Raw genomic sequence first — 15201 nt, forward strand, 5'->3', positions numbered from 1 at the left:
TTTATCATTCCTTAAAAAATGCTTTTTTATAATGTTTAGTTTTTGTTTTAGTTTTCCTATGTGATATATGGATAATTTCTTTTTGTAATTTTTTCTTACCTTTTTCTACAACTTGACTATATGCAAATTTTTCTAAATGATGTAATAGTCCAGTACCAAATAAAGTATTAACTGAAAATTTTAAACCAACACTTTTAAATGATTTATTAATATTTTCAATAGGATTATTAATAACATTTACTACTTTATGATAAGTTCTAATAGTTCTAAATATTTCTCTATATACTTTAAAACTATCTCTAATTACTTGTTGCACCACTGGTGGAGCAAATGCTATTGCTTTTAATCATTTATTACGATTAACACCATAACCAATGTATCAACCACTATATCAACGATATCAATGAAATGGATGTATTTGAGTAACAAAAGTTTTTGCTTTAAGAATACTATCAACAACTGTAATTGGTTTATACTTAGGATTACGATGATAAATAGTAATTGCACATTTGTCTAATGATAAAGGTTGAATTTTACAACCCATAAATACTGGTGAATTTAGTGGAATTAATTGTGCATGTTTAATTGCTCTTTTTTCTGCACTAGTAAATAAATCTGTTGCTTTTTCTTTTAATTTATTAATTTTTTCAAATGCTTGTTTTTCTAATTTTTCAAATTTTTCTTGTAATTTATATATACTTTCTCGTAATTTTTCAAAATATGGTGTATCTTTTCAAAATTTATTTAAACCTTTTTTTAAATAAAATCTAATATCAAAATACTTAAAAATTTTATTTGCATTTAAAACAATTTTATGAATTGAACTATTTTTAAAATTAAATTTAATAGCATTAGCACGAATTTTTTGTAAATCTAAAATTAAAGTTTTTCCATATCTATTCTCTGTATGTATTGTATGAACTAAATTTAATCAATCATGTTGGTTCATTTTTAATACTTCTTTTAATTCAGTATTATATTTTTTTAAAAAGTTATTTGCTTTTTCAATATCTTTAATTTTAAACTTTGGAGTTAATTGTGGACTTAATTTTATTAATGTATTTTGTAATGATAAATATTCTTTTATTTGTTGTGATTTTAAAGATTTAAAATTATTTTTAAATTGTTTTTCAGCAACATAACCTAAATTTTGTGTTATTGTTTCACGATTAGGTGCCAAACTATAATTAAATAAATAACGTTTATTACCAATGATTTTATCTGTTAAAATTTCTTTTCCACTTACTTGACTAATAATTTCTTGTAAATTTTTTGCTTCTTTAACACCAATTTGTTCTAATGTTTTAGTTTTTTGTGCTAACTTAATAAATTTAGTAGTACGATAACCACGACTAATTTTATTAATTCCAACAAATGCAGGTAATATATTAAAAAAAGTATTTAATGGTGTTACATTTCCTTTTAAATAATCATAAACTTGATTAATAGTAAAATCAGTTGTAGCATAAATACCAAAATTAATAGTACTTGCAATAAAATCACTTGCACCTAATCCAAGTGCTATACTTTCACTTAAACCACCAGTAAAAGGAGCAAGTGCTACTGCTATTACTTGTACACCAATCATTTCTAAAATTTCTCATCAAAAACTTTTATTTTCTTGTTGGTTACTTGTTCTAGTATGTTTTGGTTTATTTATGTTTAAAAGTATTGCTGTACTAGTTGTACCAATTGGCATGATATTAATTTCCTTTATTTAAGAGTTATTTTAATTGGATTTGTTGTTCCTTTATAATTTAAGTCATTAATATTTGCAGTAATAGTTATATATAAGTCACCTGCTTTTTGTTTTTGATTACTTACATTAGTTTTTCCTTGTGCATCACTAAAATATTTAATAGTTGGATTTGTTAAATTTGGATTTAATGATTTAAGTTCATTAGTACTTTTTATTTCTGTATTTAATTCATTGTTATTGTTATTACCATTTGCAGTAATATCAGTTGTTAAATTTGTAATCTTAGTTTTTAAATCATTTTTATCATTATTAACAATTGCACATAACATTCAGCGTGAAGTTGTTTCTTCATCTGTTATATAGGGTATTGATTCACCAGTTACTTCTCCACCAACTAAATATCTTCTTCCAACTTTACCATCAGCAATATCTTGAACATATACAACTGTATTTTGTAACATATATCTTTTCATTGCTCTTGGTGTTGCTAAAACAAAAGACATAATTTTAGTTTCATTATTATCAGTAAATGTCATATAATCATCCATTACAATTTGACATAGTACACCTTTAATATATAAATCATTTCCATTTAATCTTAATTGTTGAGCAATCTGATTATCAGTAATTAATCCTTTATTATTAGCTAAATAAACAATACTATCATAAAGATTATTAGTAATAAAAAAACGACAATTATTACTATTTCTTAGTTGAAATAAAGTATTTCAAGCATCTAACATTGATTTTAAATATCCTACTGGTGATTTATCAGTAATGTCTATTTTAGTTGCATATTTTGTAATTACATTTGTATCATTATTTGCTAAATAATCTGCTAAGTCATTAGCAACTTCATATTGCATTGTATTTAATAAATTTTGTCCATTTTCAGCATTTAAATCAACATTAGCAATTATTTCACCCGCAACTGCTTCTTCTTTAATTTCTTTTAAAATTTTAATAGTTTCAGCATAACTAACATCTAATCCTTTGCTTTTATCATTTCATTTTAATACTTTAATTTCTGAATTTTTTGGTTTTTTAACTATAAATTCAATTTTTGTTGAATTAACCATTTCGATAGGAAAAAAACTTGCTCATGGTGAATTTGATTGTTTATAAAATTCTATAAACTCTGGTGCTTCTACTAATTTTTCGGTATTATCTAAATTTTTATTGAATTGTATTGCCATTTTTTGATTTCCTTTCTGTTATAAATTATTATTATTTTTATAATCCAATAATGTACTTTTTATTGAACTTGGTTGATTTGTTATTATTGTTTGTGGTTTGCCACCTGTATTAATTGTTTCTTTAAATACTGGTTGTTCTTTAATGATTTTTTTAATAGTTTCTTCAATTTTTGAATTTTCTAAATTATTAGTTTTAAATTTTAAAAAATCATAAAATTCACTTTTAACTTGATATTTTTTAAATATATTAATTATTTCTTTTTCTTTAATTTCTTGATTAAGTTTATTTAACTTATTTTCTGCTTCATTAACTTTATTTTCTATTTCTTGTTGAGCATTATTTTCAGTTAAAGGTTCAGTTGTTTGTTGAACATTATTTTCATTTTCTAACATTTAACATTCTCCTAATCTTATCCCAATAATCAATCTTTAACTAATTGTGGCATTTCACTTATTAGTTTTTTATAATCATTAACAGCATTTTCTAATGTATTGATATCAGAAAATTTAAAACAATTATCAATATGTAAATCAAAATCTCTATCAATACTGATATCTTGTTTTCTATATTTTTCATTAAATTCAATTTTTGTCATATTATTTTTCTCCTTTATTATTTATTTTCTTTATTAATCTTTTCATTTAATTTTGCTAATTTTTTTTGATGTTTGATAATTTTGTTATTTGCTCTAACATGTTTTGGAGTTGTAATAAATCGTTTTAATAAAACAATAATTTCTCTGCAAATTAATATACCAGTGCTTATTCCAATTGTTTCAAGTGCTTTTAAAAATTCTTTCATTTTTATATTTTCCTTTCAATTTTTTATTTTTTTATTTTTGATTATTCATCAAATTCACCTTTATTAATTTTTTCAATCATATATTTTGTGTCTATTAAAATATTTTTAGCTATACCTTCATTCAGTCGTATTTCTTGTAAATCTTTTTCATGTTGTTTTAATTTATCATTGTAATATTCAAGTAATTTTTCTTTATTCATTATTTTTCACCTCCTTTATAAACTCATGTGATTATAATCTCAATTTAATGAAGCATTATCATTATTTAATAGTGCTTCGCTTATATTACCACTACCATATTGACTTGATGTTTCACTATTAATAGTAAATCTATTATCATTTATTAATCTTGCAGTTTCATTTGTAAATGAAGTTTCTTGCATTTCTCTATTATGATTTGTTTCTATTGGAAGTAAATTATGGATAATTTCACTTACACCAGCAACTATGGTAGGTACTGCATAAGAATTATTAAAATCATTATTAATACCCATAGCAACACCACTTGATATTAAACATCCACCAGTTGCCATATTACAAATTTTTCTTATTGCTTCAAATTTATTAGGTATTAATTCTAGAATTCCACTAATAAGATTTGATATACCATAAGCATTTAAACTAATATATGTATCTCAATCCATTAATGACTGATTTTCTTGTTTATTTAATAGTAATCATGGAGGACCTTCTGTTGTAGTTGTAGTAGTTATTGGAGTTGGTGTTGTTGGAATAATAGGATTAATATTATTTTCTGTTCATTTACTATAATTTGCTAAACCAATTGTTCCTAAACCTAAAATAATTTTTTTAGAACTATTAATTAATTTAGTTTTTGTATTTGGTCTTTGATTTAAATTTCATATATCTAAACCTAATTTTTTACCAAATAATAAACTATTAATTGAACCTAATAATGGATTATCTATTACTTGACCATAATAAGCACTTGTACCTATCATTGCACAAATTGGACTTATACCAGTTCTAATTAATTTGATTAAAGTATAATTTGATTGTGTATTTTCGTTTGCCATTTTAATTTCCTTTATTTGCTTTTAACATTTCTCTTACAATATCTAATAAAGTATTTACTTGATAATCATATAATTCAAATTCATGAATTCTAATTTTAATTTTTTCTTTATAATCCATTTTTTTCTCCTTTAATTTCAATAACATAATCAATTGTTATATTTCTATAATTATTAAAATGAGTTTTACATAATCCTAATTTTGTATTTTTTTTGATTGAACAAACATATATTTTTTGATTACTATTGTTATTTTTACAACCATAACTATCACAATATCATAGTCATTCATAATCATTAATCATTTTATTTTCCTTTAATTTTCTAATTTTTTAACTGTTACTTTAATTCAACCTTGATAAACATCATTATCACCAACTATTAATGCAACATTACTTTCTGGGTCAGAAACAATTATGTGTTTTGATTTAACATTTGGGTATTGTCTTAAAATAATTGCTCTAATATCATTACTTGTATGAATTGCTTTTGGAAATGGTGATAATATTTCAATTTCATCTTTATTATCAAACAAAGTAGGCAATATTATCATTAGTCAAATTCACCCTCTTTTACTCTAATTAATAAAATTTTAATAAAATCAATTTCACCTTTTATATATTGTTTTAAATCTTGATAAAATTCATCATTATATTGTTCTTCAGCATTTTTTAATTTTTCATTAATATATTTCATTATTTTTTCTTTATTCATAATTTAACCTTTCTTTCCTAACTCTTTTATTTTGTTTTTGTTTACATAAGTTGCTACATTTATGGGCATAAACTCTACCATAACCACATTTATTATTCTTTTTAATTTTTATTATCATCAAATTCATCAATTTCTATATCATTTTCTTTTAATACTTTTTTTAAATGGATTTCACAAAAATATAAATCAAATGCAAAATTATCCTTTAATTTTGTAGAAAAGTAATGATACATGATAAAGTGTTATTTTTAGAGAATTTTTACACTAAATAATGTTACTTTTAACAAATTTTTAATTAAAAATAATATTTTAAGTGTAAATTGATGAATAATTTTTGGTCATCCATACTTTTCTACATAATTAAAAAAATTATCTTTACTATATCCAAATATACTTGCACTTTTTCAACATCCTACTGCTTCACTTTTACAATTGAAACATTTCATTATTTTATTTCCTTATTTTCAATTTGATTAGCAATTTCGCTTAATATTTTTAATACTTTATATTCATTTTTTAATTCTTTAATAATAAATATTAAAAATATTATTAATGTTATAATTGTTATTAATATTGGTACTATTAATAAAATTTTTCATAATATCATTTTTTACTCTTTTCATTTTTTAAATCATTTAACATTAATTGAACAAAATGCACGATTTTTAGGAATGTTTAAAGTATTAAAGATTTGACCAGTTACTATAATTTCATCATTTTTGTTTAATAAAATACATCGTCTATAAAATTTTGGATTGTTAAAAATTAAAGTAACATAGTTTAAACCATTTCACTGACCTCGAACACTATAATATAATTCTTTATTACCTTTTTCGTAATATTTTGCTTCAATAGTATTACTCAGTTTTACTGTTAATTTGACATAATTTGCTTTATCTTTCATTTTTATAATTCCTTAAATAGTATTGAACATGTTTATATGCATCTTGTTCATGTTTTGTTAATTTTATATTTCCTTTATAATTTGCTATTTTGTTTTTGTTTTTTGGGTGATTTTCTAGATAATCTCAATTAAAAACATCTTGTATTAATGACATTAATGCACCAATAATTTTAGGAGTTGCTAATGGATTAGTTAATAATTGTTTTGAACTTAAAAAGAAATCTTCTACAATAACTAGTATTTTTTTATTATCAGAATGTTTTTTAATTAATAAAAAGTATTCTTTATACAAATTTTTGCTTTCTAAAACTGTTTTAGTTTTAAATGTTTCATTAAAGAGAATATTATTAGTTTCATTTGAATATATAACAATTCCGTTATTACCAATACCAGCAGGGTCAATACCGATAATTAACTCATATTGCATTAATTAAGTTAACCTCTAATAATTGTTTTAATAATTTCTAAATCACAATTACATCAACAATATTTACATTCTTCAATAAATTCTTTATGACCACAAACTAAATTATCTTTTTTTAAATCATCAATCAGTTTAATTAGTCCTATTTTAAATTCAATATCATCACTGTCCGTTATGTAAATCGTTCCTCTTTTAGTTAAATATTCTTTATCCATATTTATACCTCCTACTTAACCTAATATTTAAAATACAGTCATAACAAATTGCTTTACTATTGTTATCTCTTAAAAAATATTTTTTTGTTTTTATATCATTAGTATTAAAGAATAAATAATCTAATTTATGTTGTTTACATGTTCAACAAAAATACTTTTTCATTATGAGTTGAAATTTCCTTATAAGAAGTAACTATATAATTAATTGGTAAATCATTATGATTATATGGATTATTTATTTTAAAACCTTTTCTGTTTTCTTCTCACGTAATGTTATATTTAAAACAAGGATTAGTAATTTTAGTTTTGTTATCAGTTATTTCACCCATAAATCAACTATTATGCTGGTCATAAAATGTTAGTGGTTCAAGTTTTATATCATTAAAATAATATTCTTTTGGAATAATTGGTTTATTAACAGTTATTTTTTGGTCTTTAATATATGGTTCTAATAATTTTATTAATTCATTACCACTTAATTCTCTTTTAATATTTTCTAAATTAAAAACTCAATATGTATATTTATCATCAACAATAAAACTATTATTTTTAACCATTCATTTTGGAAATTGTAATTTATATTCACCATAATCAATAAGAATAGATTGTGGTTTATCTTTTACAATTTGTTCTTTTTTAAATTCTATTTGCATAATAATCCTTTCCTAATATGTTCTGTTGCTTGTAGCATAAAGAATATATATTTTTATTTTTATATTATTAATACTATTAGTTTTATTCATTCCAGAAATTCTGGGCTCAAAAATAAATTGTGAAATTTTAAAAAGAAATCGAGGCATTCGATTCAATATTTATTTAATTTGTGTTAAACAAATTAATATTTTAATTGAACCGGCACCGCTCAATTTTTTTTACAAGTTTGAAATTTATTTTCTCGCCCAAAAAAATTTTCAAAAAAAATAAAAAATAAAACCAACGCTTGCTCACTGGGGGGTGGCAAGGTTGGTTAAATAAAGAATAGAATTAATACAATAGGTTCCCTAGTAGGTCTATATATACTAGTTTCCAATTCGCTCCCACCCCAAGAATTACCATTACTGGTTAGTATATTTTATTAGGTATCACTCCACTTTTTATTTATCCATGCAAGTCCACATGTTTTGGCCACTATTTTTAACAACTGTGTTGTGGTTCACTGTTTTAATTCCCTAACACGTGTTGATAATAGCGTTAAAGAAGATTATTAATTATTAACTTTCTCCTACTTGGTCACTGCGTGTAGTAGATATTTAAAGGGTGTTAATAATAAAAATTTTAAAATTTTACAATTACAAAAAAAGACAAGATTATTTCTTGTCTTTTTCCTTTGAGAATAATTTTTATTTTATCTTTTAAATGTATATTTTTTAAAATACGTCGAATATAAATTTAAGGGTTAAAGAGAATTTAATTTATCTATCATCATTTTGAAATGGTAATATTCAAAAGAATTTATTTATCTAGTAATTTATCTTCCTACGTTTTTGGGAACCTCCCAATAAATACTATATGTTCTATTAACAATCATTTCTTTTAAAACATGTCAAATATTTGTTTCAGTAAAACAGCCAATATTTCACTTTGCACTTTGATTTTCAATACCTTTTTTATTATTTTTAAAATACTGTTTTTTTAATTTTTTATGATTATCTAATTCTTTATATAAATAATCAATTAATTGTTCATATTGACTATTATTAATTAAATTTTTACAATGATTATATTCTTTTACATACTTTCCTTTATTTCAGGCCATTATTCCAAGATATAATGTTCTAATTAAATGGAATTTATCTAAAATAAACTCAGTACCAAGATAATCCTTTAATTTTGTAGAAAAGTAATGATACATGATAAAGTGTTATTTTTAGAGAATTTTTACACTAAATAATGTTACTTTTAACAAATTTTTAATTAAAAATAATATTTTAAGTGTAAATTGATGAATAATTTTTGGTCATCCATACTTTTCTACATAATTAAAAAGATAATCTGCTACATCTTTAATTCACCCTGCACTGTCACCACAAATAATGATTTTTGCTTGTTCAACATTTTCATAAAATTTTTGACAATGTTCTTTAATAAATTCAGCAGTTTTTTTAACTCCAATTACTGTTCTTGTTGGTCTTATAATTGCTTTTACTCTTTTATTTTGTACTTTGTGATTAATATTGTCTGTATATGTTGTTATTAATCTCATAGAGTGTTTTATACCTTTACGTTTAAAATCTCAAAACTTTCGATGTCCATCATCAATTGCTACAAAAATAGGTTGATTTTTTTCTAACTTTACTTTTATTGGATTTGCTTCAATTACTTCTAAATTTTTAAAAACTCTATGAACTAAAGTACGATTTAAGGTTACTTTTCCTTTTTCAATAGTAGGGAAAGCATAACCACTACCCCCGATTGCATATTGTACAAAATCAAGTGTATTTTGACCAGTAGAAACTACTCTATCATTTAAACTACTAAAAGTTAAAACTTGCATACTAAATGCACCATTATAAGGACTATAATAATTTGTTACATTTGAAATATATAATAATTGTCTATCTTGATTTTTACCACTATTACCACCAATATTTTCATTTTCATCATTAAATACAACAAAAAATTGTAAATAATCATCAATTGTAATATGTTCTTCAAACATTACTAAAGTATATTGTCTTTTTGTTTGTACTGTTTTAAATATTTGATTATTTGGTAAATTACTAAAATCAACACCACTTGTATCATCAATTAAATAAGCATTTCAATAATCACCAATTTTATATTGTTTTGTATAAAATTCATCTTGTCCACTAGGTTTATGAGTTATAGGGTCAATTTTACCTTTATTTTTTTGATATATTTTTGTACTATTTTTTCAAATACATACAACTGGAGTAGTACCAGTTAATATTAATTCATATTGACCAAAATCACTTATTTTACTATTAATTGGTTTATAACCAGTTTCAGTTAAAGAAATTGCACCATTATTTATAATAAATGGAAATATTTTTCAATAACTACATCTTTTAATTAGCAATTGTTGTCTTTTTAATTGAAGATGTAGATGTTTCATGGGTGAATAAAGTTAATAGTTATAATTTAATTTTCTTTAAATAAAAGACAACTTTAAATTATTAATTGTTATGAATATTATAACCCTAAAAAGGGTTAATGTCAAGTCTTAATATAGATTTTATTAACTTTTATAAATTGAAAATTCCTAACTATTTAGGTTTAGATTTATTAAGTTTTAAAATATTAAAGTAAAAGTTTTAACTTATTAATTCTTGCTGAATTAATTATAAGCATATTATCAAGTACTTTATCATTATAAATTTTAGCACCATATCCTTTTAAAGATTTAACAAGATGTGATACATCACTTTCAGCACAAACTCCTTGATTTCAATTTTCTTTTTGATTTATAACACCATCTTTATTATTTTTAAAATATTTATATATTTCTTCATTTACATTATTTTCTTTTAAATAATCTAATAATTGATAATATTCACCATTAACAAATAAATTATATGCATTTGTTAATTTTTTATTATCTACTTTTCTATTAATAATAAATCCTTTTTTAAGTGCTTTAAATGCATGATGTCTATCAATTACATAAGGAATATTTTCTTTTTTAGCAGTAGTTTTAATTCAAGGTGCACCATCACCAATAAATACTAAACTACTTTTATTATAAAAAAATTGTAAATCAAGAAATTCATAAATTTTATCAATTAATTCCTTTAATTTTGTAGAAAAGTAATGATACATGATAAAGTTTTATTTTTAGAACCTGTTTAGAATCTTTTTAATAAAACTGAAATAAATGAAAGAACAACCATTTGTAAACTAGTATTTAGTTTTCTTTCACAATTTTTTCATAATCTTCTGTATTTTTCTAATCAAGCAAAGCTTCGTTCTACAATTCATCTTTTTGGTAATACTACAAAAGTATGTAATTCATTACGTTTTATCACTTCAACATTTGCATTTATGATTGTTTTGATTTCAGAAGCAAATTTTTCACCAGTATAACCAGCATCTACTATTATTTTTTGAACTGCAGAAAGATTTTCTTTTTCATTTTCAATCATTATTATAGCGCTATTACGATCTGTTTTTTCTGCTGTGGTTATGTAAATTGCATGTGGTAAACCTTGAGAATCAACAATAATATGACGTTTTATGCCTGAAATCTTTTTACCAGCATCATAACCTTTATTTTCAGTAGTATCTGTATTTTTAACACTTTGCGAATCAATTATACAAAAACTAGTTTGTTCTTTGCGATTATTATTGATACGAACTTTTTTAACTAATTTTTTTTAAAATTAATTGCAATACACTAGGTTCTTTACCATTATTTTTACTTCAAATTTGAAAATAATAATATACAGTTTGTCATTTTGGAAAATTTTTTGGTAGCATTCTTCATTGACAACCACTTTTTAATACCTGAATTGTAAATATAAATGGGACAGTTTTTTAAAATAATTGTATTAAATCTATTGGTCTTTTATAAGATAGTGATTTTCTGGGTGTAGAATTAATTTGAAATGCTATAGTATTTAAATCTTTTTGTTTATATGAAGATAGATCTGTAGATTTTGGTAAATATCTTCTTAAAATACCATTATTATTTTCATTTAAACCTCTTTGACAAGGTTTACCAGGATCTGCAAAATAAATCTTAACATTACAATTTTTTTCGATTAATTTTCATTTACTAAATTCTTTACCACGATCAAAAGTAATAGTTTTAACTGTTCCTTTTTGTAACTTTGAAATAAATTTTATTATACTTTTTGTAATATTTTCTGATTTATTATTTTTAGTTGCTAAAGGAATTGTGGTTTTTGATCATATATCAGCTAAAGTAATAATAGAACTTTTATGATCTTTACCAATGATAGTATCACCCTCTAAATGACCAAATTCTTCTATATTTTTAATATTAGGAATGATTAAATTTCTTTCATGAATAGACTTACAATTATTAATTCTGCCCCTAGTTTCTTTTTGTTTGTGAGGTTTATTTTTTCCTTTTCTCAATAAGTTATTTTCATCAAAACCCATTCGATTTGTTTTAAACATGTTATATAAAGTTTTTGTTGAAATACTTTTTGTTTTATTTTCCTTTAAAAAATTAGCAATTATATCAAGAGCATAATTTTTAGTAATTAACAAATGATTAATAGTATTAATTTCTATTAAAGTTAAAATTATTAATTTTCTACCTGCATTTTGTTTATTTTTTTGAATTTTATTCAATATTTCTAATGGTAATAAGTTTTGATTTAATAATCTACAAACTCTATGTACAGTTGATTTACTATAATCAATGGCTTTTGCTATTTTACGAATCGAAAATCCATAACTTTTATATTCTTTTATTGCTATTATTGATTCAATAGTCAGATACTTATACATTGTGCTAATTCCTTTCTTTTCTTAATTATAGAATTAACACAATTTAATTTTTATATAAGTGTCCTTTTTAATTTTACAATTCAGGTTTTGGATTCATTTTGATAAAAAATATAAAATAATTTTAATTAATTCAGTTTTTATAAAATTCAAGTGTGTATAAACTAAACTAATGAATAGTTTTAGTCTTTTTAAAATAATTATTCTAAGTAAATCTTAATTTAAGTCTATAATTGAAAAAATGAATATACAATAAAAATAAAAAAAGATAATTTGATTAATTAAACTATCTTTTATTTATTGATTAGTGTATTTAATTTTAGATTAAAATATTAATTAGTAAAAATATAGTCTAATGGTATATCTCAATTATCGTGATTAATTATATAAGGAATTTTTTGAATAGCAAAACCAAGTCCTATTTTACTAAAGTTAAATTTATTTTTAGATAAATAACGATCGTAAAAACCTTTACCATAACCAATACGATAATAATCTTTATCAAAGGCAATCAATGGTACTAACATACAATCAATTTGACTTCCTATAACTTTTTGGCAATTTAAACTTGGTTGTCCAATTTTAAAATCATTATCAAATACGATATCGTTTCAACTATTAATAAAGTAAAATTCCAAATGCTCACCATTCATTCTTGGTAAACAAACTTGTTTTAGATTTTTTCATAATAATTCAATAATTTCTTTAGTTTCTACTTCATATGGTAAGGAATTATAAAGAGCAAATACATTATTTTGTTTAAAATAATGTGATTCATTAAATTTATTGAAAATAATTTTATTTCACTTTTGATAATTATTTTTAGAAACATTTTTTATTTTTTTTAAATAAATGGTTCTTAAACTAATTTTATCCTTAATTTCCATTTCCATTTTTTTCACATTCTTTCTCAATTATTTTATTAATACCATTAATACCAATAAGGGCACATTTAATTCGATTACGCTCTCTTGGTACATTTTTAAAAGCAATCATATTTTCAATTATTTTATCATTAAATTGCTTTTCTGATAACATTGCTTGATAATTAATAATAATTTCTTTTATTTGTGATATTGTTTTACCTTCAATTAAAATACAAAAAAGATCGGTTGCTGCAGTTGAAATAGCACACCCAATTCCAGTAAAGCGTGCGCTATTAATAACTTTATTTTTAATAGAAATTTCAACATGAAAATTATCAACACATGATTCATTGTTTTGATGATATGTCAAACTATTTGGTAAATTTTTAAAACCTTTATTTTTTGGATTACTATAGTGTTCAACAATTAGTTTGCGATAATAGTCTTGATTGTTATTAAAAGAATTCATTTAAAAAATCTCCTCCTTCATTAATCCCTTTTTTTAAAGCTATTACTAATAAGTCAATATCTTTTTTACAATTATATATGTAAAAACTAAGACGAATTGTTACTTCAGCGTTAATTATATTAGGTAATAATTTAGCACAATAAGTTCCACTGCGTACGCATATATTTTGTGTTCCTAAAAAATTAGCAACATCTTGTGCAAATACTTTTTTAATATTAAATATTATGTTACTACTATTGCCATCAATATTATAAATTTCAATATTATTTCCTAAATGCGCTGTTAATTGTTCAATTGCGTATTTTTTTAGTAAAATTTCATGATTTCTAATATTTTCAATACCAATGTTTAATAAATACTTAATAGCTGCACCTAGCCCAAATACACCCGCAATATTTTGTGTTCCACCTTCAAAACGATAAGGACTATCTAATAAGTTAAATTTACCATTTTCATAAATATCACCATTCATGCCTCCACCCAATATTAGTGGATCTAGCATATTTAATCATTCGTTTTTTCCTCAAAAGACACCGATTCCAGTTGGACCAAAAACTTTATGACCAGAAAATCCAAAAAAATCAATATTTCAATTTTTAACATCGGTTTTTATATGTCCTATTGATTGTGCACCATCTATTATTACTAAAATATTTTTAAAAATTCAATTATTACTTTTAACATTTTTTTTACCATATTCTTTAATAAAATTAGTTAATGTTTCAGTATCATTTTCTATTGCTAAAGAATTATTAATATTTGCAAAAGCAACTATTCTAGTTTTGGGTGTTAAAACTTTTTTTAAATTTTCAACAGTAATGACTCCTTGTTTATTTGTTTCAATAAATTTTATTTTAATTTTTTTAGTTTGTATCAAACGATAAAATGGTAAGAGTAATGAGCTATGTTCTAAAGTGGTTAATAAAATTTCATCATTTTCTTGTAAATATTTTTCTAAGCCAAAAGCAATTTGATTATAAGCAAAAGTTGCTGAAGGACAAAAAACTATTTCGTTTTCGTTACTATTAATAAATTTACTAATTGTTTTTCTAGTATCTTCAAATATATCATTTCCCTTAACAGCAAGTTGATAATCTTGACTATGTGGATTAATACAATATTTTTCATAATAATCCCTAACAGCATCAATAACTATTTGTGGTTTTAGCGAAGAAGCGGCTGTATCTAAATAAACTAAATCAGGATTATTTTTAAAAAAGGGAAAATCAGTTTTAAAGGTATTATCATTAATGTTTATTTTTTTATTCATATTTACTCCTATATCATTACACCAAATATAATATACTTATACTAATGATTATATACTTAATTTTGTGCTAATTTTCTTAAAATTAAAAAATGAATAAAATATTATTTGTGCACTATAAAGTAATAATATTTAAAAAAATTAATATTTTAAATTTTTTAAAATAAATAATTGG

At 22.3% G+C, this 15201-nt stretch carries 24 protein-coding genes and 1 pseudogene; all 25 read right to left on the reverse strand.

Going from position 1 to position 15201, the window contains the following annotated elements; all coding sequences use genetic code 4:
* Position 1: 1 nt before the first annotated feature.
* A complete protein-coding gene (locus tag AAHH39_RS10745; protein ID WP_338956996.1) occupies positions 2-1699 on the reverse strand; it encodes a hypothetical protein in 1698 nt (565 codons plus the stop codon).
* 14 nt (positions 1700-1713) lie between these two features.
* Positions 1714-2895 carry a hypothetical protein gene (locus AAHH39_RS10750; RefSeq protein ID WP_342218072.1) on the reverse strand — a complete coding sequence of 394 codons (1182 nt, stop codon included), beginning with the start codon at positions 2893-2895 and terminating at the stop codon, positions 1714-1716.
* An 18-nt stretch (positions 2896-2913) separates the two neighbouring features.
* The gene (locus AAHH39_RS10755; RefSeq protein ID WP_342218073.1) at positions 2914-3288 is read right to left on the reverse strand and encodes a hypothetical protein; all 375 of its coding nucleotides are present in this window, start codon (positions 3286-3288) and stop codon (positions 2914-2916) included.
* 17 nt (positions 3289-3305) lie between these two features.
* The gene (locus AAHH39_RS10760) at positions 3306-3491 is read right to left on the reverse strand and encodes a hypothetical protein (RefSeq protein ID WP_174480219.1); all 186 of its coding nucleotides are present in this window, start codon (positions 3489-3491) and stop codon (positions 3306-3308) included.
* Between the two features lie 17 nt (positions 3492-3508).
* Complete coding sequence (locus AAHH39_RS10765; RefSeq protein ID WP_338957011.1) at positions 3509-3697, reverse strand: hypothetical protein; 189 nt, start codon at positions 3695-3697, stop codon at positions 3509-3511.
* A 41-nt stretch (positions 3698-3738) separates the two neighbouring features.
* Positions 3739-3897, reverse strand: coding sequence for a hypothetical protein (locus tag AAHH39_RS10770; RefSeq protein ID WP_338957013.1), 159 nt, complete (start codon positions 3895-3897; stop codon positions 3739-3741).
* A gap of 15 nt (positions 3898-3912) precedes the next feature.
* Positions 3913-4734: a hypothetical protein gene (locus AAHH39_RS10775; protein ID WP_342218074.1), complete on the reverse strand. Its 822-nt coding sequence runs from the start codon at positions 4732-4734 to the stop codon at positions 3913-3915.
* Between the two features lie 107 nt (positions 4735-4841).
* Positions 4842-5036, reverse strand: a complete 195-nt coding sequence (locus tag AAHH39_RS10780) for a hypothetical protein (RefSeq protein ID WP_342218075.1) — start codon at positions 5034-5036, stop codon at positions 4842-4844.
* A gap of 11 nt (positions 5037-5047) precedes the next feature.
* Entirely contained in the window at positions 5048-5284 is a 237-nt protein-coding gene (locus tag AAHH39_RS10785) for a hypothetical protein (RefSeq protein ID WP_342218076.1), read from the reverse strand.
* Positions 5284-5445: a hypothetical protein gene (locus AAHH39_RS10790; protein WP_342218077.1), complete on the reverse strand. Its 162-nt coding sequence runs from the start codon at positions 5443-5445 to the stop codon at positions 5284-5286. Before AAHH39_RS10790 ends, AAHH39_RS10785 begins: the two co-directional genes overlap by 1 nt.
* Before the next feature lie 101 nt (positions 5446-5546).
* The gene (locus tag AAHH39_RS10795; RefSeq protein ID WP_342218078.1) at positions 5547-5678 is read right to left on the reverse strand and encodes a hypothetical protein; all 132 of its coding nucleotides are present in this window, start codon (positions 5676-5678) and stop codon (positions 5547-5549) included.
* Positions 5679-5693: 15 nt separating this feature from the next.
* Positions 5694-5891 carry a hypothetical protein gene (locus AAHH39_RS10800; RefSeq protein WP_342218079.1) on the reverse strand — a complete coding sequence of 66 codons (198 nt, stop codon included), beginning with the start codon at positions 5889-5891 and terminating at the stop codon, positions 5694-5696.
* Complete coding sequence (locus tag AAHH39_RS10805) at positions 5891-6052, reverse strand: hypothetical protein (RefSeq protein ID WP_342218080.1); 162 nt, start codon at positions 6050-6052, stop codon at positions 5891-5893. Before AAHH39_RS10805 ends, AAHH39_RS10800 begins: the two co-directional genes overlap by 1 nt.
* Before the next feature lie 3 nt (positions 6053-6055).
* Positions 6056-6349 (reverse strand): hypothetical protein, encoded by a 294-nt coding sequence (locus tag AAHH39_RS10810; protein ID WP_281748863.1) that lies wholly within the window; start codon positions 6347-6349, stop codon positions 6056-6058.
* Positions 6339-6776, reverse strand: coding sequence for a hypothetical protein (locus AAHH39_RS10815; RefSeq protein WP_342218081.1), 438 nt, complete (start codon positions 6774-6776; stop codon positions 6339-6341). The genes AAHH39_RS10810 and AAHH39_RS10815 overlap by 11 nt, the downstream gene beginning before the upstream one ends.
* 8 nt (positions 6777-6784) lie before the next feature.
* Complete coding sequence (locus AAHH39_RS10820) at positions 6785-6988, reverse strand: hypothetical protein (RefSeq protein WP_342218014.1); 204 nt, start codon at positions 6986-6988, stop codon at positions 6785-6787.
* Positions 6989-7122: 134 nt separating this feature from the next.
* Positions 7123-7641: a hypothetical protein gene (locus tag AAHH39_RS10825; protein ID WP_342218082.1), complete on the reverse strand. Its 519-nt coding sequence runs from the start codon at positions 7639-7641 to the stop codon at positions 7123-7125.
* A gap of 815 nt (positions 7642-8456) precedes the next feature.
* Positions 8457-8840: a hypothetical protein gene (locus AAHH39_RS10830; RefSeq protein ID WP_342218084.1), complete on the reverse strand. Its 384-nt coding sequence runs from the start codon at positions 8838-8840 to the stop codon at positions 8457-8459.
* A gap of 15 nt (positions 8841-8855) precedes the next feature.
* On the reverse strand, positions 8856-10064 hold the full coding sequence (locus AAHH39_RS10835; protein ID WP_342218085.1) for a hypothetical protein: 1209 nt from the start codon (positions 10062-10064) through the stop codon (positions 8856-8858).
* 185 nt (positions 10065-10249) lie between these two features.
* Entirely contained in the window at positions 10250-10768 is a 519-nt protein-coding gene (locus AAHH39_RS10840) for a hypothetical protein (protein ID WP_342218086.1), read from the reverse strand.
* 26 nt (positions 10769-10794) lie between these two features.
* Positions 10795-11470 (reverse strand): annotated as a pseudogene (locus tag AAHH39_RS10845) (IS5 family transposase); the annotation flags it as partial.
* Between the two features lie 12 nt (positions 11471-11482).
* The gene (locus AAHH39_RS10850) at positions 11483-12427 is read right to left on the reverse strand and encodes an IS30 family transposase (protein WP_342218087.1); all 945 of its coding nucleotides are present in this window, start codon (positions 12425-12427) and stop codon (positions 11483-11485) included.
* 329 nt (positions 12428-12756) lie between these two features.
* The gene (locus AAHH39_RS10855) at positions 12757-13317 is read right to left on the reverse strand and encodes a 5-formyltetrahydrofolate cyclo-ligase (RefSeq protein WP_342218088.1); all 561 of its coding nucleotides are present in this window, start codon (positions 13315-13317) and stop codon (positions 12757-12759) included.
* Positions 13301-13759, reverse strand: a complete 459-nt coding sequence (gene sufU / locus AAHH39_RS10860; RefSeq protein ID WP_342218089.1) for a Fe-S cluster assembly sulfur transfer protein SufU — start codon at positions 13757-13759, stop codon at positions 13301-13303. The genes AAHH39_RS10855 and sufU overlap by 17 nt, the downstream gene beginning before the upstream one ends.
* A complete protein-coding gene (locus tag AAHH39_RS10865; RefSeq protein ID WP_342218090.1) occupies positions 13746-15029 on the reverse strand; it encodes an aminotransferase class V-fold PLP-dependent enzyme in 1284 nt (427 codons plus the stop codon). Before AAHH39_RS10865 ends, sufU begins: the two co-directional genes overlap by 14 nt.
* Positions 15030-15201: the final 172 nt, after the last annotated feature.

The organism is Spiroplasma endosymbiont of Amphimallon solstitiale (genome assembly GCF_964030965.1).
Taxonomy (GTDB): Bacteria; Bacillota_I; Bacilli_A; order Mycoplasmatales; family VBWQ01; genus Spiroplasma_E.